Source organism: Brevundimonas sp. UYEF29, from assembly GCF_040546195.1.
GTDB lineage: Bacteria > Pseudomonadota > Alphaproteobacteria > Caulobacterales > Caulobacteraceae > Brevundimonas > Brevundimonas huaxiensis.
Map to the genome: position 1 here is coordinate 248,335 of NZ_JBEPNH010000001.1, position 19,344 is coordinate 267,678.

The following is a 19,344-nucleotide window of genomic DNA, read 5'->3' on the forward strand; positions in this document are numbered from 1 at the left end:
CAAAGGCGATGAACATCCGTCCATCGTCACTCCCCACGCAGGCCAGCTTAGTCTTATGAACGCCCCCTTGTTCAAGGGCGTGATCACCGCCCTGATCACACCACTTCGTGACGGAAACGTGGACGAAGCCGCATTCGCCAAACTGCTTGAGCGTCAGATCGCCGCAGGGGTTCACGGCGTCGTGCCGATGGGCACGACGGGCGAGGGCGCCAGCATGGACCTGGACGAGCACAAGCACGTCATCGAACTGTGCGTGCGTCTGGCGGCGGGTCGGGTCAGCGTCATCGCCGGTACGGGATCGCCCTACACCAAGGAAGCCATCGACCTGACCCGCCACGCCAAGACGGTGGGCGCGGACGGGGCTTTGATCGTGACGCCCTATTATATTCGCCCGTCGCAGGCGGGCATGGCGGCGCATTTCGAGGCGGTGGCCGACGCGGTTCAACTGCCGATCCTGCTGTACAACGTGCCGGGCCGGACGGGGGCCGATCTGTCCAATGAGACTGTGGCGCGGCTGGCGGCCCATCCGAACATCGTCGGCATCAAGGACGCCACGGGCGACATGAGCCGCGTCAGCTGGATGCGCGCGAACATCGATGGTCAGTTCGACCTGATCTCGGGCGACGACCCCAGCTATCTCGGCTACCACGCCCACGGTGGCGTCGGCCTGATCTCGGTGGCGTCTAATGTCGCGCCCGAGGCCATGGTCGCCTTGCATAACGCGATGACCGCCGGCGATTATGCGACAGCACGCGACTGGCAGGACCGACTGATCAGTCTTTGCAAGGCGCTGTTCCTCGACAACTCGCCCGCGCCGACGAAATACGCCCTGGCCAAGCTCGGCTTGTGCAACGAGGAGGCGCGTCTGCCGCTGTCGCCGACCTCCGATGCGGTCAAACCCTTTATCGACCGCGCCATGGCGGCGGCGGGCGTCATCTGATGGCGCCCAAGCCGCAATCGAAGTCCAAGGTCATCGCCGAGAACCGCCGCGCGCGGTTCGACTATTTCCTGGAAGACAATATCGAGGCCGGGATCCAGCTGCTGGGCACCGAGATCAAGGCGCTGCGCGACGGCCGGGCCAATATCGCCGAAAGCTATGCGGCGGTGGAGGGGCGCGAGATCGTGCTGATCAATGCTGATATCCCGCCGTACAAACAGGCGAACCGCTTCAACCACGAGCCGCGCCGACCGCGTAAGCTGCTGCTGCACAGAAAGCAGATCGACAAACTGATGGGCGCGGTCCAGCGCGACGGTCAGACCATCATTCCGCTGAAGCTCTATCTGAACGATGCAGGCAAGGCGAAGCTGGAGATCGCGTTGGCCAAGGGCAAGAAGCTGCACGACAAGCGCGAGGCCTCGGCCGAACGCGACTGGCAGCGCGACAAGGCCCGCTTGATGCGCGACAAGGGCTGAGGCTCAGGCCTCGATCAAGGTTCGGGCGCGCGCGAAGATGTCCTCGAACATCTGCGGCGTCAGGCGACCCGTGTTCGTGTTCAGGCGGGAGCAGTGATAGCTGTTCAGAATGACGTAGCCGCCGGCTTTGCCCTGCGCCCCGTGACCCGCCGGCATCGCTGACGCGGGCCGTCCGAATGCTTTCAGGATGTTGCGGCGCGAGACGTCGCCCAAGGTCACGACCACCTTCAGGTTGGGCAGCAGCTTGAGCCTGTCGATCAGGAAGGGACGGCAGGTCGTCTCCTCGATCGGCAGAGGCTTGTTGCCGGGTGGCGCGCACCGGACCGCATTGGTGATCATGCAGTCCGTCAGCGTCAGGTCATCGTCGCCGTTACGATCGTAATGGCCTTGCGCAAAGCCGGCCTTCTTCAGGGTGTCGTACAGCAACCAGCCGGCGTGATCGCCGGTGAAGGGCCGTCCCGTCCGGTTTGCGCCGGTCCGGCCAGGCGCGAGACCGGCGATCAGCAGACGCGCGTTCGGATCGCCGAACGAGGCGGCCGGCCCGTTCCACCAGTCTGGATTCTGGCGCGCATTCTCCTGACGATAGGCGACCAGGCGCGGGCATAGGGGGCAGTCGCGGGGCGGTTCGGGCGTCAGGGTCATTGGGCGGCCTTCGGGCGACCGAAGTCGGTCATTAGATCGTTCAGGTCCAGGAAGGCGTCGGCCTGACGACGCAGTTCGTCGGCGATATGAGGCGGCTGCGTCTTCTGGGTCGAGATGACAGTGACCCGCACGCCCCTGGCCTGGACCGCCTGAACCACCCGCCGGAAGTCGCCGTCGCCGGAGAACAGCACCGCATGGTCGATGTGCGGAGCCAGCTCCAGCATGTCCACCGCGATCTCGATGTCCATATTGCCCTTGATCCGGCTATGGCCGCTAGTGTCCGTGAACCGCTTCACCGGCTTGGTGACGACCGAAAAGCCGTTGTAGTCGAGCCAGTCCACCAGCGGCTTCACCGGCGAGAATTCTTCGCCCTCGACCACGGCCGTATAGTAGTATGCGCGGGTCAGGATGGACCTCTCGCGGAACCAGTCCAGCATCCGCCGGAAGTCCATGTCGTGCTGCAGGGCGCGGGCGGCGGAGTAGAGGTTCGAGCCGTCGATGAAGATCGCCAGCCGGTCGGTGGGATGAAACATGGTCGAAGCCGTCGAAAGAGATGAAAAATCGGATCGCGCGGTCGCCGTCGGAATCGATGACGGGGTCGACCTGAATGATGCAGTCATCGTGGCCCTGGGCTGCAATGACAAGGGGGCATGGTCGTCCTGCACTGAAGCGCTGGAGGCGGCGATCGCGCGTTTTCGCAGCGAAGGCATTGATGTCGTCGCACGCTCGTCTTGGTGGTCTTCTCAAGCTTGGCCCGATCCGCACGATCCCGCCTTCCTGAATGGCGTGGTCATCGTCCGCACAGAACACGATCCCCATGCCCTGATGGCGGCGCTCGGCCGGATCGAGGACGCGTTCGGCCGCGAGCGGTCGGTTCGCAATGCGCCGCGGACGCTCGATCTGGACCTGATCGCCTACGGACGATTGAGCGGTGATCTGCAGGGGTTGATCCTGCCCCATCCCCGCGCGGCCGAGCGGCGGTTTGTCATGGGGCCCCTCGCCGAAATCGCGCCGGATTGGGTGCATCCCACGACGCATCAAAGGGCTGCGGCGCTCGTCGTGTCTGCCAAGGTGGGGACGGACGCCCATGCGGTCTAGCCGACGGCGGATTGAGCTAGCGCTAATTCAGACGCGATTGGCCGCGCCGTTAGGATTGGCGATCGCAGTCGCCGCAGTAGCAGTTCTGATCTGCATTTTCGTAGTGCTGATAAAGCCCAATCCTGCTCGCTTCGATCCATGGAGCAGCATCCATACTGATGACCCCAGTGTTTATTGCAGAACGTATGGCGAGGGCGGGACGGTCTGCTCCCAGGTTCCTGAAGGCGTCCGAAACTTCAGAGAACGGCAAGCCACGGTCCCGCGAAGTGCGCCTTGACGCCCAACTTCCGCCCCTGTGGCGTTGCAAAAAGCCGTCCTCATCTGTATTTGACGCGGTTCTCCCCCGCGTTCGAGGAATTTCATGGCCCGCGTCACCGTCGAAGACTGCATCGAGAAGGTTCCGAACCGCTTTGGTCTGGTGCTGATGGCTGGCCACCGCGCCCGCAGCATCGCCAACGGCGCCGCCCTGACGATCGACCGCGACAACGACAAGAACCCTGTCGTGGCTCTGCGCGAAATCGCCGACGACACCGTCGTGCCGGACGAACTGCGCGAGACCATCATCACCACGCTGCAACGCGTCGATGAGCGCACGGAAGCCGAGGACGAGGCCGAAACGGTCGCCTTGCTGGCCTCGCCGCAGCACATGAACATGGCCGAGGCGGAACTGATCCGCGCCCTGCAAAGCGACCGCGACGGCGGTCAGGAGGAGCGGTACTGACGCCCGAGGGAGCCCCTGGCGTCACTATCCTGCCGGCGCGGACCGAGACGGTTCCGCCGGCGCCCCAAGCTGCAAACAAAAACGACCCTCAGACGGCGCTCGTCGACCCGGCGCCGCAGCCCAAGCGCGCGCCGATCCTGCGTCAGTTCGAGCTGATCGAGGCCGTTAAGGCCTATGACCCTACCGCCGACGAAGCGCTTCTGAACCGCGCCTACGTCTATGCGATGAAGATGCACGGCTCGCAGTTGCGCGCCTCGGGCGATCCCTATTTTGCCCACCCGATTCAGGTCGCGGGGATCCTGACCGATTACAAGCTCGACACCGCCACCATCGTCACCGCCCTGTTGCACGACGTGGTCGAGGACACGACCGCGACGCGCGACGACATCGCCGGCATGTTCGGCGAAGAGGTCGCGGTCCTGGTCGAGGGCGTGACGAAGCTGTCGCGGCTGGAGCTTCAGGCCGAACACACGCGCCAGGCCGAGAACCTGCGCAAGTTCATCCTGGCCATCAGCCGGGACGTACGGGTGCTGCTGGTCAAGCTGGCTGACCGGCTGCACAATATGCGCACGCTCCAGTTCGTGAAGCCGGAGAAGCGCGAGCGGATCAGCCGCGAGACGCTGGAAGTCTATGCGCCCCTGGGTCGGTCGATCGGTATCCACTCGATCGCGTCCGAGCTGGAAGAACTGGCCTTCACCCATCTGAACCCAACGGCCAAGACCGCTATCGAGCGACGGCTGGAGGCGTTGAAGCTGGAGCACGGTCGCGCCATCGACGGCGTGGCGAGCGAGGTCGAGCGCGTCCTGTCCGAGGCGGGCCTGAAGGCCAATGTCTATGGCCGGCAGAAGACGCCCTATTCGATCTGGCGCAAATTGCAGCGCAAGTCGGTCGGCTTTTCGTCCCTGTCGGACATCTACGGCTTCCGCGTCATCGTCGAGGCGGAGGACGACTGCTATCGTGCCCTGGGTGTGATCCACCGCGAATGGCCGATGGTGCCCGAGCGGTTCAAGGATTTCATCTCGACGCCCAAGTCGAACAATTATCGCTCGCTGCACACGACCGTCGTCGGTCCCCGGGGTCTGCGGATCGAGATGCAGATCCGCACCGAGGACATGGACCGGATCGCCGAGGATGGGGTCGCCGCCCACTGGCGCTACAAGAACCATTCCTATGGCTTCGACCGTGAGGCGATGGAGCAGGGGGGCGGGCGTGATCCGCTTCAGAACCTGCGCCACCTGGTTCAGGTGATCGAGCACGGCGAGGGCGGCGAAGACTGGGTCGAGCACGCCAAGCTCGAAATGTATCTGGACCAGGTCTTCGTTTTCACGCCGAAGGGCCAACTGGTCACCTTGCCGCGCGGGGGAATGCCTCTGGACTTCGCCTATGCCGTCCACACCGAGGTCGGGGACACGGCCGTCGGGGTCAAGGTCAATGGCGAGCTGAAGCCCATGCGCACGCCGCTCCAGAACGGCGACGTGGTTGAGATCATTCGCGGCTCAAAACGCGAAGTGCCTGCCGACTGGCGCAGCCTGACGGTCACGGGCCGCGCGCGTTCCGCCATTCGCCGCCATATCCGCACCTCAGAGCGCGAAGAGTTCATCAAGCTGGGCCGCGTGGCGCTGGACCAGACCCTGGGCCGGGTCGACAAGACCCTGACCGACGTGTCGTTGAAGCCGGTTCTGGAGCTGCTGGCGGTCGCAAGCGACGACGATCTTTTCGAAGGCCTGGGTCGCGGGCGGTTGTCGCCGACGACGGCGGCCGAAATCCTGTTCCCCGCACTGAAGGGGCGGTTGAAGTCTGGGCCCGAGAAGCAGCGCATCGAGGGCGAGAAGGCGCGGCTGTTCGTGCGCGGCGGCGGGCTGACCCCAGGCGTGTCGGTACACTTCGGTCAATGCTGCACGCCCGTTCCGGGCGACCGGATCGTGGGCATTCTGGAGCCCGAATCTGGCCTGACCGTCCACACCATTGATTGCCAGACCCTGGCCGCCTTCGCCGATGACGACTCGGTCTGGCATGACCTGCAGTGGACGCCTCAGGCCGAAACGGAGGCGGTCGCCGCCGCCCGGATTCGCGCGACGATACGCAATGCGCCGGGGGTGCTGGGTCAGGTCACGACCCTGATCGGCGAGGCCGGCGGCAATATCATCAACCTGTCGATGGCCCATCGTCAGCAGGACTTCTTCGACGTTGACGTGGATGTCGAGGTCGAAGACGCCAAGCATGCCACCACGATCATGGCGGCGCTGAGGGCCAATCCGTCGGTCGATTCCGTCGAGCGCGCACGGGGCGAATGAGCGAGCCGATAAAGCCGAACGCGGCGCAGATGGCCTCGCCGTCCTATCGCATGGCGGCGATGGATCAGGACTTCCTGCTGGGCGATTCGATGCGCGGCGTGCGGTTCCTGATGGAATACGCCAAGCCCGAGGAGGCGTTGAGGGCCTGGGGCGTGCGCTCGACCCTCGTCGTCTTCGGCAGCGCGCGCATCCGTGAAGGGCACCGTTGGTATGACGAGGCGCGCGCCTTCGGTCGACTGGCGTCCGAGCGCGGCGGAGCCTTGCGAGGGCGCGTCGGCGAGCCCCGCGATAATGTCATCGCCACCGGCGGCGGCCCGGGCATCATGGAAGCGGCCAACCGCGGGGCCGTGGACGCGGGCGCGCCGTCGGTCGGTTTCAACATCACCCTGCCGCATGAGCAGGAGCCGAACGCCTATTCGACCCCGGAGCTGACATTCCGCTTCCATTATTTCGCGATGCGGAAGATGCATCTGGCGATGCGCGCGAATGCGCTGGTGGTGTTTCCCGGCGGCTTCGGCACCTTCGACGAGATGTTCGAGATGCTGACGTTGCGCCAGACCAAGAAGGCGCCGCCGGTTCCGGTCGTTCTGGTGGACAAGGCCTACTGGAGCTCGGTGATCGGTTTCGACGCCTTGGTCGAACATGGAATGATCGCGGCCTCCGACCTGGACCTGATCGGTTTCGCCGAGGACGCGGAGGGCGTCTGGGCCGAACTGCTCGCGCGCGGGCTGCGGCCGAACGAAAACATCGAATGAAGCGTCGCCGCAGGGTTCATCCGCGCGCGATCCGGGTCTAGAACCCTGTCATGAACACTGAAGACGTCCTCAACGAGTTTCGCGACGCCGGCGCCCTGCGCGAAGGCCATTTCGTCCTGTCATCGGGTCTGCACAGCCCGGTCTTCCTGCAGAAAAACCTGGTCTTCATGGACGGCGCGCGCTGCGAGCGGTTGTGCAAGGCGCTGGCGGACAAGATCACGGCCACGGTCGGCCCGGTCGATGTCGCCATCTCGCCTGCCGTGGGCGGCATCATCCCTGGTTACGAGACGGCCAAACACCTGAAGGTCTGTTCGATGTATGTCGAGCGCGAGGGCGGGGAATTCAAACTGCGTCGCGGCTTCTCGGTCGAGCCGGGCGAAAAGGTCGTCATGGTCGAGGACATCGTCACGACTGGCCTGTCATCGCGCGAATGCATCGCCGCTATCCAGGCGGCCGGGGGCGAGGTGATCGCCGCCGCCTGTATCGTCGATCGCTCGGGCGGCAAGGCGGATGTGGGCGTGCCGCTGATCGCCCTCGCGTCGCTGGACGTGCCCGCTTACCCGGCCGACGCCCTTCCGCCGGAATTGGCCGCGCTTCCGGTGGAAGATCCCGGCAGCCGCAGATTGTCGAAGTAGAGCCATGCGCGAACGGGTCAGGCTGGGCGTCAACATCGACCACGTCGCCACGGTGCGAAATGCGCGGGGAGGGACGCATCCCGATCCGGCGCGCGCGGCCGAGGCGGCGCTGGCGGCCGGGGCCGACGGAATCACGGCGCACCTGCGCGAAGACCGCCGCCACATCACCGACGCCGACATCGATGTGTTGAGCGCCCTGTGCGCTCGCGCCGGCAAGCCGCTGAACCTGGAAATGGCGGTGACGGACGAGATGCTGGCCATCGCTCTGCGCCACCGGCCGCATGCCGCCTGTCTGGTGCCCGAGCGGCGCGAGGAGGTGACGACCGAAGGCGGTCTGGCGGTCACCGGTCACGAAGGACGGATCGCGCCCGTGGTCAAGGCGCTGGCGGACGCCGGCATCCGGGTCTCGCTCTTCATCGAACCGACCGAAGCGCAGGTCGAGGCCGCCGCCGCCGTCGGCGCCCAAGTGGTCGAATTCCACACCGGTCGGTACTGCCATCTGGCCGATCCGGCGGAGCGGGAGGTCGAGTTCGAACGACTGGCCGCCGCCGCCGCCCAGGCCGACATCCTGGGGCTTGAGGTCCATGCAGGTCACGGGCTGGATTACGACACGGCCCCGCGCATGCTGGCGGTTCCGGAAATCCGTGAGTTGAACATCGGTCATTTCCTGATCGGCGACTCGATCTTCATCGGCCTGGACGGGGCGATCCGCCGGATGCGAGCGGCGATGGATGCGGCCAGATGATCATCGGCGTCGGCGCAGATTTGTCTGACATCCGGCGCATTCAGGCGTCGCTGGATCGGTTTGGGGATCGCTTCAAGACCCGCTGCTTCACCGAACTGGAACGCACCCGCTCGGATCGGAAGCCGAAGCCGGACCCGGCCTGGAGCTACGCCAAACGATTCGCCGCCAAGGAGGCCTGCGCCAAGGCCTTGGGAACAGGCATGCGGGCCGATGTCTATTGGCGCGACATGGGGGTGGTGAACCTGCGTTCGGGCCAGCCGACGATGGCGCTCACCGGCCATGCGGCCGAGCATCTGGCGCGTCTGACGCCGCCCGGACACGAGGCCAAAATCCACCTGACGCTGAGCGACGAACATCCGTATGCGCTCGCCTTCGTGGTGATCGAAGCCTTGCCGCAGTCGTAATCAGGTTATAGGCGTGCGCGATGACCGCGCGGACGCGGCGAGGATGCCTGATCGCATGAGCGAAGACCAAAAGCCCGACGACGCCAATCGCGACGCCACCCCCGAAGAACGATTTGCGGCCTCGGAGGCGGACGCTCCGGTCAGGTCGGTGCAGGAGCCGACGACGGCGAACCAGAAGGTCTATGCCAAGACGCCCAAGCGCGGCGACAAGGCGGCTTCGGCGGCCAGCGAGACCGGCGAAATCTTCAAGACCATCGTCTTCGCCCTGCTGATCGCGATGGTGCTGCGCATCTTCTTGTTCCAGCCCTTCACCATTCCTTCGGCCTCGATGGAGCCGAACCTCTACGAAGGCGACTATATCGTCGTCTCCAAGTGGTCTTATGGCTTCTCCAAGCACTCGATCCCGTTCAGCCCGCCGCTGTTCGACGGGCGGATCATGGGCTCGGCGCCCAAGCGCGGCGACATCGTCGTGTTCAAACTGCCGCGCGACAACAAGACCGACTTCATCAAGCGGGTGATCGGCCTGCCCGGCGACCGCATCCAGATGATCGCCAACAAACTGTATATCAACGACAAGCCTGTGCAGGACGTCGTGGTCAGCGAGCAGGAGATCAACGACATCTTCGGGCCGCGTCCTGTGACCGAGGTCCGCGAGACCCTGCCGGAAGGCAAGAGCTTCATGACCCAGGACTTCGGTCCCGGAAACGATCTGGACGACACCCCGGTCTATGAAGTCCCGGCCGGTCACTACTTCATGATGGGCGACAACCGCGACAACTCGATCGACAGCCGTGTCGAACAGTCCAGCGGCGTGGGCATGGTCCCGGCCGAGAATCTGGTCGGCAAGGCGCAGATCATCCTGTTCTCGTGGAAGCCCGGTTCGTCGCTGTGGAACCCCGTCAGCTGGTTCAACGTGCGGCTCGACCGGTTCTTCAACGTCCTGCACTGATGGCCAATCTGAGAGCCGAAGCGGTCGCGGCGCTGGAAACGCGCCTGGGACACAGGTTCAAGGACAAGGCCCTGCTGGAGCGCGCCCTGACCCACGCCAGCGTGGGCGAGGGGGCGCCCGCCGGCATCCACGGTCCACGCGACAACGAGCGGCTAGAGTTCCTGGGCGACCGGGTGCTGGGTCTGCTGGTCGCCGAGCGGCTGTCGGCCCAGTTTCCGACGGCGGACGAGGGCCAGCTGTCGTCCAGCCTGCACGCCTTGGTCGACAAGGGGGCCTGCGCCCGGGTGGGCGAAGCCCTGGGCGTGGGGCCTGCGCTGCGGCTCTCGCCCGGCGAGACCAAGACCGGCGGGCGGCGCAAGGCCGGCGTCATCGCCGATGCGGTCGAGGCCATATTGGCGGCCGTCTATCTGGACGGGGGACTGGATGCCGCCAAGGCCGTGTTTGAACGGGCCTGGTCCGACGAACTGGCGGCACCGCCGTCCCGCACCGTGACCAATCCGAAATCAGCGCTTCAGGAGTGGGCGCAAGGGTTGGGGCGGCCGCTGCCGACCTATCGCGTCGCCGATCGGACGGGTTCGGATCATGCGCCGACATTCACCGTCGAAGTGTCCGTGCAGGACGTGCAGCCCTTGACCGCGCAAGGGCGTTCGCGTCAGGAGGCGGAGAAGGCGGCCGCAACGGCTCTCCTCAAACGTGAAGGCGTCATTTGACCGATATCGAAAACCAGCGCGCAGGATTCGCCGCCATCATCGGCGCGCCCAACGCCGGCAAGTCCACGCTGGTGAACCGGCTGACCGGGTCCAAGGTCTCGATCGTCACGCAAAAGGTGCAGACGACGCGCTTTCCGGTGCGCGGCATCGCCATGGAAGGCGACGCCCAAATCGTGCTGGTGGACACGCCCGGCATCTTCACGCCGCGTCGTCGTCTGGACCGCGCCATGGTCGCCTCAGCCTGGGGCGGCGCGGAAGATGCGGACATCGTCGTTCACCTGATCGACGCCCAGTCGCACATCAACGCCGAAAGCCGGGATGGCACGGCGGCCGATCGTCGCTCGGCCGACGACACCGAGACCATAATCGCCAACCTGCAGGCCACCGGGACCAAGGTCGTTCTGGCTTTGAACAAGATCGACGGCATGCGCCGCGATACCTTGCTGGCGCTGTCGCAGAAGCTGTTCGAAAGCGGCGTCTACTCCGAGGTCTATATGATCTCAGCGGCCAACGGCGACGGCGTCGAGGACCTGAAGCAGCGTCTGGCTCTGTCCATGCCCAAGGGGCCGTGGCTGTATCCCGAGGATCAGGCCGCCGACGTGCCGGTCCGGGTTCTGGCGGCGGAGATCACGCGCGAGAAGGTCTATCTGCGCGTCCATGAGGAGCTGCCCTATTCGGCGGCGGTGGAGACCACCAGTTTCGAGGACCGCGCCGACGGCTCGGCCCGGATCGAACAGAACATCTATGTCGAGCGCGAGAGCCAGCGGCCCATCGTCCTCGGCAAGGGCGGCCAGACCCTGAAATGGATCGGCCAGAAGGCGCGCGAGGAGTTGAATGAAATCCTCGGCCGTCAGGTGCACCTGTTCCTGACCGTCAAGGTCGATCCGAAGTGGCAGGACAGCCGCGCCCTCTATGCCCAGTTCGGTCTGGATTTCGACGTCTGAGTTCCTGTGTTTGATGTGCCGCGTACCGCCGGGGGGCATCCTCGGCTCGTTCTGGGCGTCCTCGGGGCGCTGATCCTCGGTGGCGCGGTCTGGGGCGGCATCGCCACGGCCGTGGCCCCCAAGACCGATGTGGAACTGGCGACCGAGCGCGCCGATGCGCCGCCGCGGCCGCCCGTGGTCGTGGTTCAGGATCTGCCGCAACTGGCCGCGCGCCTGGATCGCGAAGCCGCTTCAGGCCGCTTCATGGGCGCGGTTCTGGTGGCCAAGGGCGACAAGGTCCTATTCCGCCAAGTCTATGGCAAGGCGAACTACGAACAGAACCAGCCGCTGGCGCTGGGCTCGCGTTTCCGGCTGGCCTCGATCTCGAAACAGTTCACGGCGACGGCGATTCTGAAGCTTCAGGACGAGGGCAAGCTCAACGTCTCCGATCCGGTCTGCAAATGGATCCAGCCCTGTCCGCAAGCCTGGGCGCCGATCCGTATCAGCCACCTGCTGTCGCATACGTCGGGCATTCCCGATCTGATGGCGCGGCCCGGTTGGGGCATGCGCCGCACGACGCCGGCGACGCTGGACGAACTGACTGAGGATTCAAAGCGGTTTGGTCTTCAGTTCGAGCCGGGCGCCAAGGTTCAGTACGACAACGCCGGTTTCAATCTGGCCGCCGCCATCGTCGAAAAGGCCAGCGGCAAGCCCTTCCAGACCTATATGCGCGAGACCTTCTTCAAGCCTCTCGGCATGAAGGATAGCGGGCTTGATCTCGATGGCGGCGATCACGGCGTCATCATGGGCTACGCCAACTTCCCCGGCGGCCTTGCGGCACAGCCGAACGCCAACACCTCCATCGTGGCGGGCGCCGGCGCGGTCTATTCGACGCTGGACGATCTGCTGGTCTGGCAAAGGGCGCTACATCGCGGCGGCCTGCTGACCCCCGCCAGCTATCAGCAGATGCTGGCCGACCATGCGCCGGCCGACACCAAGCCGAACGAGCGCAGCCATCCGCGTCGGGACTGGGGTTTCGGCATTTTCGCCAACCGCCTGGGCGATCAGGTGCGACCCAGCTTCCAGGACCGCCAGATTTATCACACCGGCAGTTGGGGCGGATTCCGCAACCTGATGCTCTATCAGCCGGACGCCGACGTGACCGTGATCGTGCTGTCCAACAACTATCACCTGCGTGACCAGGTCTTCCTGATCAGTCAGCAGGCGATGGCCGAAGCCTTGGGTCACGAGTTTCCGACGACACTGGCGCGCTGAGGCGCCCGACTGTTTCCCGGCGAGGAGAACAGGAGTAGAACAGGACCATGATCGCTCTTCTTGCCGCACTTGTCCTTTCCGCTTCGTCGACGCAGGCTGCGGGCGATCCCGTTGTCGAGGCTGGCGCTGTTCTCGATCGAATGCACGCGGCGGCCTCGCGCGCGGACGGCGACGCCTATTTCGATCTGTTCACGCCTGACGCCCGGTTTATCGGCACGGATTCGACCGAGCGCTGGTCGCTGACTGAGTTTCGCGCCTACGCCACGCCCTATTTCTCGCAAGGGAAAGGCTGGACCTATCGCCCGCATGACCGAGTGGCGACGCTGGCGCCGGGCGATTGCCGCTGCATCGTCTGGTTCGATGAGTTGCTGGACAACGACGCCTACGGCCTGACGCGAGGCTCAGGGGTGCTGCGGCTGACCGACGACGGATGGAAAATCGAGCAATATGTGCTCAGTTTCACCGTGCCGAACGACAAGGCCAAGGGCGTGGTCGGGGTGATCGCCGAAGGTCCGGCGGACTGATGGACTTCCACGAAGAGGCGTTCGTCCTGTCGGCGCGCAGCCACGGCGACACAGGCGCCGTGGTCGATCTGCTGACCGAGAATCACGGCCGACGTTCGGCCTATGTGGCTGGCGGCGCGTCACGCAAGATGAAGCCATTCCTGCAGGCGGGCGCGCGGGTCGTGGCCGATTACCGCGCCCGCACCTCGGATCACCTCGGCGCGGTACGACTGGAGCCGGTAGGCGAGGGGCCCAGCGCCCTGTTCGACGACGCCCTGGCGCTGACCGGGCTGGCGGCGGCGGCGGGCGTGACCCAAGGCGCGTTGCCGGAGCGTGAGCCGCATCCCGGCGTCTTTCTGGCGTTCGAGGCGCTGATGGCGGCGTTCGAAATGCCTGCGGTCTGGCCTGCGATCTTCGTGCGGTTCGAAGCCGGCCTGCTTGAGGATCTGGGCTTCGGCTTGGACCTGTCGAAATGCGCCGCGACCGGCACGGCCGACGACTTGATCTACGTCAGTCCTCGCACCGGCCGGGCGGTCAGCCGCGACGCCGGCGCCCCCTATGCTGACAAGATGCTGACCCTGCCGCCCTTCATGCTGGGCGCCCAATCCGGTCTGATCGAGGGCGACGTCCGGGCCGGGTTCGACCTGACGGGGCATTTCCTGGAGCAGTTCGTCTTCCACCCGCAGAACAAGCCCCTGCCGCCCGCGCGCGTGTGGATGCTGGACAAGCTGGGCGACGCCGGCCGCCTCTAGCCGAAGGTGAAGGCGAAGACCTGAACGCCGGGATCCAGGAACTCGATCTCGAACGTCCGTTCGCGCACCGCGCCCGTCTGCCGGACCAGTTGGTACAGTCGCTCGCCGTCGACCCGGCCGAAGCCCTGGGCGTCGATGTCGCTGCCGGCGTTCGCGCCCGGCGCCGCGCCATCGATCCGGACACGGAAGCGGACGGGTGCGCCCGGCTTGCTGGGCCCCATGACCAGATGGAGATCGCGCGCCTTGAAACGGAAGGCGATACGGCCGCCGGCCGCCTGCAGGTCGGCATGCTCACGCGTCATACGCCAGCGGCCCGACAGGCTCCAATCGTTCAGCTTCAGCGGCGCGGCGACATAGTCCTTGATCACATCGTTGGCCAGGCCGCCGGGCGAGCGGAAGTTCTCGGCGCGGCCATAGCCGACGTAGGTCTCCGGCGATTCGACCCGGGCCATGTCGGCGGCGGCCTCTGCGCCCTCAGCCTGAACTGTGACGACATTGCTGGCGACGTTCGCTGCGCCCGCCTCCTTCAAAAGTTGCTGGATGACGCGTTCGGAGCCCGCATAGTCCCCTTCGCCGAAGTGGTGGTGACGGATCTGTCCTTTTGCGTCGATGAAGTAGTGCGCGGGCCAGTACTGGTTCTTGAACGCCCGCCAGATGGCGAACTCATTGTCCATGGCGACCGGATAGGTGATGCCGAGGCGCTGGATGTTCTGGCGGACGTTGGCCTCGGCTTTCTCGAAGGCGAATTCGGGTGTGTGCACGCCGATCACCACCAGACCTTGATCCTTATACTTCTCAGCCCAGGCGCGGACGTACGGGATGGAGCGGATGCAGTTGATGCAGGAGTAGGTCCAGAAATCGACGACAACCACCTTGCCCTTCAACTGCTCGGTCGTGAGCGGCGGGGTGTTGATCCAGGTCGTCGCCCCGGTCAGCGGCGGCATCACCCCCTCGACCGGCAGATTGGCCAGATCGGCCGGCGCCCGATTCGTCGGCATGCCGCGCCCGATCCCGCCCAGCAACGCCTGTTCGATCCGGCCCGTGCTGGCGGCCGAAATCCGGGTCAACACTCCCGTGTCCGCACCCAGGCCAATCACGACCACGCCGATCAGCACCAGAACGCCCAGACCGCGCCGCACCCATTCGCCGACGCCCAACGCGCCCTTCATGGCCTTGAACATGCGACCGCCCACCAGAAGGGCCAGGCCGAGCGATGTCGCCGCGCCTGCCGCATAGGCCAGTAGCAGAACCGTCGTTCCGACGCCTGCGCCCTGAAGCGCGGCGCCCGTCAGGATCACGCCCAGAATGGGTCCGGCGCACGGCGCCCAGAGCAGCCCCGTCGCGACGCCGAGCAGCATCGACGAGCGCACGTCACCCTGATCTCCCCCCAGATTGCTGGCTTGGCGCTCGGCGCGATCCGTCAGCCAGGACCCGGCCGCCACGAACGGCCGCATCAGCCGATCGCCGACGGCCGGAAACAGCAGGCTGACGCCCAGCACCGCCATGACGGCCAGGGCGATCCAGCGCCCCACCTCATTGGCCCGCACCGCCCAGCCCCCGCCCAGCGCCGCCAGCGTCGCCACGCCCGCAAAGGTCACGGCCATCCCGACCAACAACGGCAGACCATTGCGGATGAACGGCCGATCCGCTCGCGCGAAGACGAAGGGCAGAACCGGCAGGATGCAGGGACTGACGATGGTCAGAACGCCGGCGAGATAGGACAGCAGGAACAGGATCATGGCGCGGCCTGACGAGGGTGTGTCTCTCACATACGCACGGCGGAGCGGTTTGGTGACTCCCCAGCGCGCTTATCCCCCAATCTGGCGCCTTACGGGCTAGACTTCCCGCTTCCGATCCCCGATTCGCAGAGCCATGACGATCCACGCCCCGCCGCCGGAAGGCGGCCGCATCATCGACGAGCCGATGGAGACGGCGCTCAGCCGCCGCTATCTGGCCTACGCCCTGTCGACCATTACGAACCGCGCGCTGCCGGACGTCCGTGACGGGTTCAAGCCCGTGCACCGGCGCATCCTCTACGCCATGCATCAGATGCGGCTGAACCCGCAGGCGGCGGCGCGCAAATGCGCCAAGGTCGTCGGCGAGGTTATGGGCGGATATCACCCCCACGGTGACGCCTCGATCTACGAGGCTCTGGTGCGCCTGGCTCAGGATTTCGCCCAGCGTTACCCGTTGGTCGACGGTCAGGGGAACTTCGGCAATATCGACGGCGATAGCGCCGCGGCCATGCGCTACACCGAGTGCAAGCTGACGCCGGCCGCCGTGTTGCTGCTCGATGGCATCGATCAGGACGCCGTCGATTTCCGGCCCACCTATGACGATCAGGACGAAGAGCCGATCGTCCTGCCCGCGGGCTTCCCGAATCTTCTGGCCAATGGCTCGTCGGGTATCGCGGTCGGCATGGCCACCTCGATCCCGCCGCACAATGTCGGCGAACTGATCGACGCCTGCCAACTCCTGCTGGAGCGTCCCGACGCGACGACCGAGGACTTGGTCCAGCATGTGCCCGGCCCCGACTTCCCGACCGGGGGCGTAGCGGTTGAGGGTCATGCCTCGATCCTGGACGCCTATGAGACGGGGCGGGGAGGCGTGCGCCTTCGCGCGCGCTGGGAGACCGAAGATCTGGGTCGCGGCGTGTGGCGGATCATTGTCACCGAAATGCCCTATCAGGTGCAGAAGTCGCGCCTGATCGAGGCGCTGGCGGACCTGATCGAGCACAAGAAGGCGCCTCTGCTGGGCGATGTGCGCGACGAGTCGGCCGAAGACATCCGCCTGATCCTGGAGCCCAAGAACCGCACCATCGAGCCTGAAATGCTGATGGAAAGCCTGTTCAAGCTGTCCGATCTGGAGGTCCGCTTCCCGATCAACATGAACGTGCTGGACGCCAGCGGCACGCCGCGCGTCATGGGTCTGAAAGACTGCCTGCGCGCCTTCCTGGATCACCGGCGTGAGGTGCTAAACCGTCGTTCGCAATGGCGGATTGAGCGGGTCGAAAAGCGCCTGCACCTGCTGGAAGGCCTGCGCATCGTCTTCCTCAACCTGGACGAGGTGATCCGTATTGTCCGCGAGGAGGAGCAGCCGAAGGCTGTCCTGATCGCGCGGTTCGGCCTGACGGAGGTTCAGGCCGACTTCATCCTCGACACCCGGCTGCGTCAGTTGGCGCGTCTGGAAGAGATGACGATCGAAAAGGAATTCAATGCGCTGTCGGAGGAACTTGCTAATCTGAAGGCGCTGACGTCGTCTGAAGGCAAGCAATGGAAGGCGATCTCCAAGGAGCTGGAGGCCGTGCGCAAGGCGCTGATCTCGCCGCGCCGGACCACGATCGCCGAGGCGGTGGACACGTCCGCCTTCGTCGCGCCCGAGGCCTTCATTCCGCGCGAGGCGATCACCGTCATCCTGTCGGAACGCGGTTGGATCCGCGCCGCCAAGGGCAAGATCGAGGATCCGTCAGAGCTGAAGTTCAAGGAAGGCGACCAACTCGCCTACCTCGTGCCCGCCTATACGACCGACAAGCTGCTGGTGGCGGCGTCGGACGGGCGCATCTTCACTATCGGCGCGGACAAGTTGGCCTCCGGCCGCGGCCATGGCGAGCCGCTGCGCCTGATGATCGATCTGGACGAGAAGGCCGAGATCATCAACGTCCTGGCCCACCAGCCAGGCGGCAAGCTGCTGATCGCATCAAAGGCCGGATACGGCTTCATCGCGCCGGAAGATGACACCTTGGCTCAGAAGCGCGGCGGCAAGCAGGTGCTGAACGGCGAAATGCTGGCGGTGCTGCGGGTAACCGGCGATCACGTCGCGACGATCGGCGAGAACATCAAGACCCTGATCTTCCCGCTCGCCGAACTGCCCGAGATGGGGCGCGGCAAGGGCGTGAAGCTGCAAAGCTTCAAACAGGGCGGCCTCGCCGATATCTCGGTCTTCAACGCTGAGAACGGGCCGGAATGGGCCGACGGCGGCGGCCGTCGTCGAAACTGGCCGGACTGGAAAGACTGGCTTGGCAAACGCGCCGGCGCGGGTCGCCAAGGACCGCGAGGCCTGCGGAAGTTCAGATAGATGGATCGCCCGTCGGTTCTAGAACAGGACCGACGGGTTCATGATCCGCCTGGGATCGATGGCGCGGCGGATGGCGGCCATGGTTTCGATCTCGAGAGGGGACTTGTAGCGCTTGACCTCTTCGGTCTTCAGCCGGCCCAACCCGTGTTCGGCGGAGATGGAGCCGTCATAGGTTCCGACAACGTCGTGAACCACTTGCGAGCCTTCCTTCCAGCGCCCGATGAAGGTGGGGATGTCCTGACCGACGCCGGGCAAGATGTCGTAGTGCAGATTGCCGTCGCCGACGTGGCCGAAGACCGAGATGCGGGTGCCGGGGTGGAAGCGTTCGACGGCGGCTGAGGCCTCGTCGATGAATTCCGCGATGCGGCTGATCGGGACGGAGACGTCGTGTTTCCAGCCGCCGCCCTCGGGCTTGAGCGCCGCCGAGTGTTCTTCTCGCAGACGCCAGAAGGCGGCGCGCTGAGCGTCGTTCTGGGCGATGGCGGCGTCAGTGATCAGGCCATGCTCGAAGGCGACCTCCAGCAGGGCCTCCATCTGGGCCTCGGCGCCGCCGGGCGTGCCGGAGGCGATCTCGATCAGAACGTACCAGTCGGGCGTCGTGTCGAGCGGTTCGCGGGTGTCGGGGATGTTCTTGAGCACCAATTCCATGCCGAGGCGCTTCATCAGTTCGAAGGCTTCGACCCCACCGCCCGTCTCGGCCTTGGCGCGCGCGAGCAGTTCGACCGAGGCGGCGGCGGTTTCCAGTCCGACCACCGCGACGGCGCGCGAACGCATGATGGGGAACAGCTTCAGGCTGGCGGCGGTCACGACGCCCAGTGTGCCCTCGGCGCCGATCATCAGCTGTTTCAGGTCGTAGCCGGTGTTGTCCTTACGCAGTCGCTTCAGCCCCCGGTAGATTTCGCCATTGGGCATGACCGCCTCGAGGCCCAGCACCAGGTCGCGCATCATTCCGTAACGCAGCACTTGGGTGCCGCCGGCGTTGGTGGAGATGACTCCGCCGATGGTGGCCGAGCCTTCAGCCGCCAGGCTGAGCGGAAAGTAGCGGCCCGACGCCGTCGCCGTCTGTTGCGCCTCGAGCAAAGTCAGGCCCGCCTCGACCGTCATGGCGTCGTCCAAGGCAGTGACGTCGCGAACGGTCCGCATCTTCTTCAGCGACAGCAGGACTTCGCCAAAGGGCACTTGCCCGCCGACCAGGCCCGTGCCGCCGCCTTGGGGCGTAATCGCGACGCCCTCGCGCGCGCATATCGTCACGGCACGCGCGACCTCTTCCGTCGAACGTGGGGTCAGCAGGATCGGCGTGTCGCCGGTCCAGCGATTGCGCCATTCGGTCAGATGCGGCGCGATGACATCCGGGTCCTGGGTCCAGCCGCCCGGACCGAGCGCGGCCTTCAGTTCGTCAAGCACGGCGGTGGAGGGAGCGGGCGTCTGCATGCCCCCTTTTGTCAGGCGTC

General features: G+C 65.6%; 20 protein-coding genes. 16 read left to right on the forward strand and 4 right to left on the reverse strand.

All coding sequences use genetic code 11. The features are described from left to right. Window positions 1-55 precede the first annotated feature (55 nt). A complete protein-coding gene (gene dapA / locus ABIB58_RS01325) occupies window positions 56-940 on the forward strand; it encodes a 4-hydroxy-tetrahydrodipicolinate synthase (protein WP_354038711.1) in 885 nt (294 codons plus the stop codon). After that, window positions 940-1,413, forward strand: coding sequence for an SsrA-binding protein SmpB (gene smpB, locus ABIB58_RS01330; RefSeq protein WP_055809902.1), 474 nt, complete (start codon window positions 940-942; stop codon window positions 1,411-1,413). The genes dapA and smpB overlap by 1 nt, the downstream gene beginning before the upstream one ends. Before the next feature lie 3 nt (window positions 1,414-1,416). Here the strand turns inward: smpB and ABIB58_RS01335 are convergent, their stop codons facing one another. Together ABIB58_RS01335 and ABIB58_RS01340 are read right to left on the reverse strand one after the other, a co-directional pair. Further along, window positions 1,417-2,055, reverse strand: coding sequence for a uracil-DNA glycosylase (locus tag ABIB58_RS01335; RefSeq protein WP_045810818.1), 639 nt, complete (start codon window positions 2,053-2,055; stop codon window positions 1,417-1,419). Continuing rightward, window positions 2,052-2,588, reverse strand: coding sequence for a LabA-like NYN domain-containing protein (locus ABIB58_RS01340; protein ID WP_045810819.1), 537 nt, complete (start codon window positions 2,586-2,588; stop codon window positions 2,052-2,054). The genes ABIB58_RS01335 and ABIB58_RS01340 overlap by 4 nt, the downstream gene beginning before the upstream one ends. Here ABIB58_RS01340 and folK point away from each other — a divergent pair. From folK to recO, 13 genes are all read left to right on the forward strand, one after another. Then, the gene (gene folK / locus ABIB58_RS01345) at window positions 2,587-3,153 is read left to right on the forward strand and encodes a 2-amino-4-hydroxy-6-hydroxymethyldihydropteridine diphosphokinase (protein WP_045810820.1); all 567 of its coding nucleotides are present in this window, start codon (window positions 2,587-2,589) and stop codon (window positions 3,151-3,153) included. The two genes, ABIB58_RS01340 and folK, sit on opposite strands and share 2 nt — an antisense overlap. Before the next feature lie 361 nt (window positions 3,154-3,514). Next, window positions 3,515-3,874: a DNA-directed RNA polymerase subunit omega gene (rpoZ, locus tag ABIB58_RS01350; RefSeq protein ID WP_017504892.1), complete on the forward strand. Its 360-nt coding sequence runs from the start codon at window positions 3,515-3,517 to the stop codon at window positions 3,872-3,874. A 134-nt stretch (window positions 3,875-4,008) separates the two neighbouring features. Continuing rightward, complete coding sequence (locus tag ABIB58_RS01355; protein WP_082064421.1) at window positions 4,009-6,168, forward strand: RelA/SpoT family protein; 2,160 nt, start codon at window positions 4,009-4,011, stop codon at window positions 6,166-6,168. Then, window positions 6,165-6,923, forward strand: coding sequence for an LOG family protein (locus tag ABIB58_RS01360; RefSeq protein WP_045810822.1), 759 nt, complete (start codon window positions 6,165-6,167; stop codon window positions 6,921-6,923). The genes ABIB58_RS01355 and ABIB58_RS01360 overlap by 4 nt, the downstream gene beginning before the upstream one ends. Before the next feature lie 50 nt (window positions 6,924-6,973). Beyond that, window positions 6,974-7,558 (forward strand): orotate phosphoribosyltransferase, encoded by a 585-nt coding sequence (gene pyrE / locus ABIB58_RS01365; protein WP_045810823.1) that lies wholly within the window; start codon window positions 6,974-6,976, stop codon window positions 7,556-7,558. A gap of 4 nt (window positions 7,559-7,562) precedes the next feature. Next, window positions 7,563-8,303, forward strand: a complete 741-nt coding sequence (locus ABIB58_RS01370; RefSeq protein ID WP_354038717.1) for a pyridoxine 5'-phosphate synthase — start codon at window positions 7,563-7,565, stop codon at window positions 8,301-8,303. Continuing rightward, on the forward strand, window positions 8,300-8,707 hold the full coding sequence (gene acpS / locus ABIB58_RS01375) for a holo-ACP synthase (RefSeq protein WP_354038719.1): 408 nt from the start codon (window positions 8,300-8,302) through the stop codon (window positions 8,705-8,707). The genes ABIB58_RS01370 and acpS overlap by 4 nt, the downstream gene beginning before the upstream one ends. A gap of 55 nt (window positions 8,708-8,762) precedes the next feature. Next, the gene (lepB, locus tag ABIB58_RS01380; RefSeq protein WP_045810825.1) at window positions 8,763-9,656 is read left to right on the forward strand and encodes a signal peptidase I; all 894 of its coding nucleotides are present in this window, start codon (window positions 8,763-8,765) and stop codon (window positions 9,654-9,656) included. Next, the gene (gene rnc / locus ABIB58_RS01385) at window positions 9,656-10,366 is read left to right on the forward strand and encodes a ribonuclease III (protein ID WP_045810826.1); all 711 of its coding nucleotides are present in this window, start codon (window positions 9,656-9,658) and stop codon (window positions 10,364-10,366) included. Before lepB ends, rnc begins: the two co-directional genes overlap by 1 nt. Next, complete coding sequence (era, locus tag ABIB58_RS01390; protein WP_045810827.1) at window positions 10,363-11,310, forward strand: GTPase Era; 948 nt, start codon at window positions 10,363-10,365, stop codon at window positions 11,308-11,310. The genes rnc and era overlap by 4 nt, the downstream gene beginning before the upstream one ends. Before the next feature lie 15 nt (window positions 11,311-11,325). Continuing rightward, entirely contained in the window at window positions 11,326-12,564 is a 1,239-nt protein-coding gene (locus ABIB58_RS01395) for a serine hydrolase domain-containing protein (RefSeq protein WP_231576621.1), read from the forward strand. Window positions 12,565-12,611: 47 nt separating this feature from the next. Then, the gene (locus ABIB58_RS01400; protein WP_045810829.1) at window positions 12,612-13,088 is read left to right on the forward strand and encodes a nuclear transport factor 2 family protein; all 477 of its coding nucleotides are present in this window, start codon (window positions 12,612-12,614) and stop codon (window positions 13,086-13,088) included. After that, on the forward strand, window positions 13,088-13,819 hold the full coding sequence (gene recO / locus ABIB58_RS01405) for a DNA repair protein RecO (protein ID WP_039245096.1): 732 nt from the start codon (window positions 13,088-13,090) through the stop codon (window positions 13,817-13,819). The genes ABIB58_RS01400 and recO overlap by 1 nt, the downstream gene beginning before the upstream one ends. Here the strand turns inward: recO and ABIB58_RS01410 are convergent. After that, window positions 13,816-15,558 (reverse strand): cytochrome c biogenesis protein DipZ, encoded by a 1,743-nt coding sequence (locus ABIB58_RS01410; protein WP_354038724.1) that lies wholly within the window; start codon window positions 15,556-15,558, stop codon window positions 13,816-13,818. The two genes, recO and ABIB58_RS01410, sit on opposite strands and share 4 nt — an antisense overlap. Window positions 15,559-15,691: 133 nt before the next feature. On the opposite strand from ABIB58_RS01410, the gene parC reads away from it, so the two are divergent. Continuing rightward, complete coding sequence (parC, locus tag ABIB58_RS01415; RefSeq protein ID WP_045810831.1) at window positions 15,692-17,893, forward strand: DNA topoisomerase IV subunit A; 2,202 nt, start codon at window positions 15,692-15,694, stop codon at window positions 17,891-17,893. An 18-nt stretch (window positions 17,894-17,911) separates the two neighbouring features. Here the strand turns inward: parC and ABIB58_RS01420 are convergent, their stop codons facing one another. Beyond that, window positions 17,912-19,324: an FAD-binding oxidoreductase gene (locus tag ABIB58_RS01420; protein WP_045810832.1), complete on the reverse strand. Its 1,413-nt coding sequence runs from the start codon at window positions 19,322-19,324 to the stop codon at window positions 17,912-17,914. Window positions 19,325-19,344 lie beyond the last annotated feature (20 nt).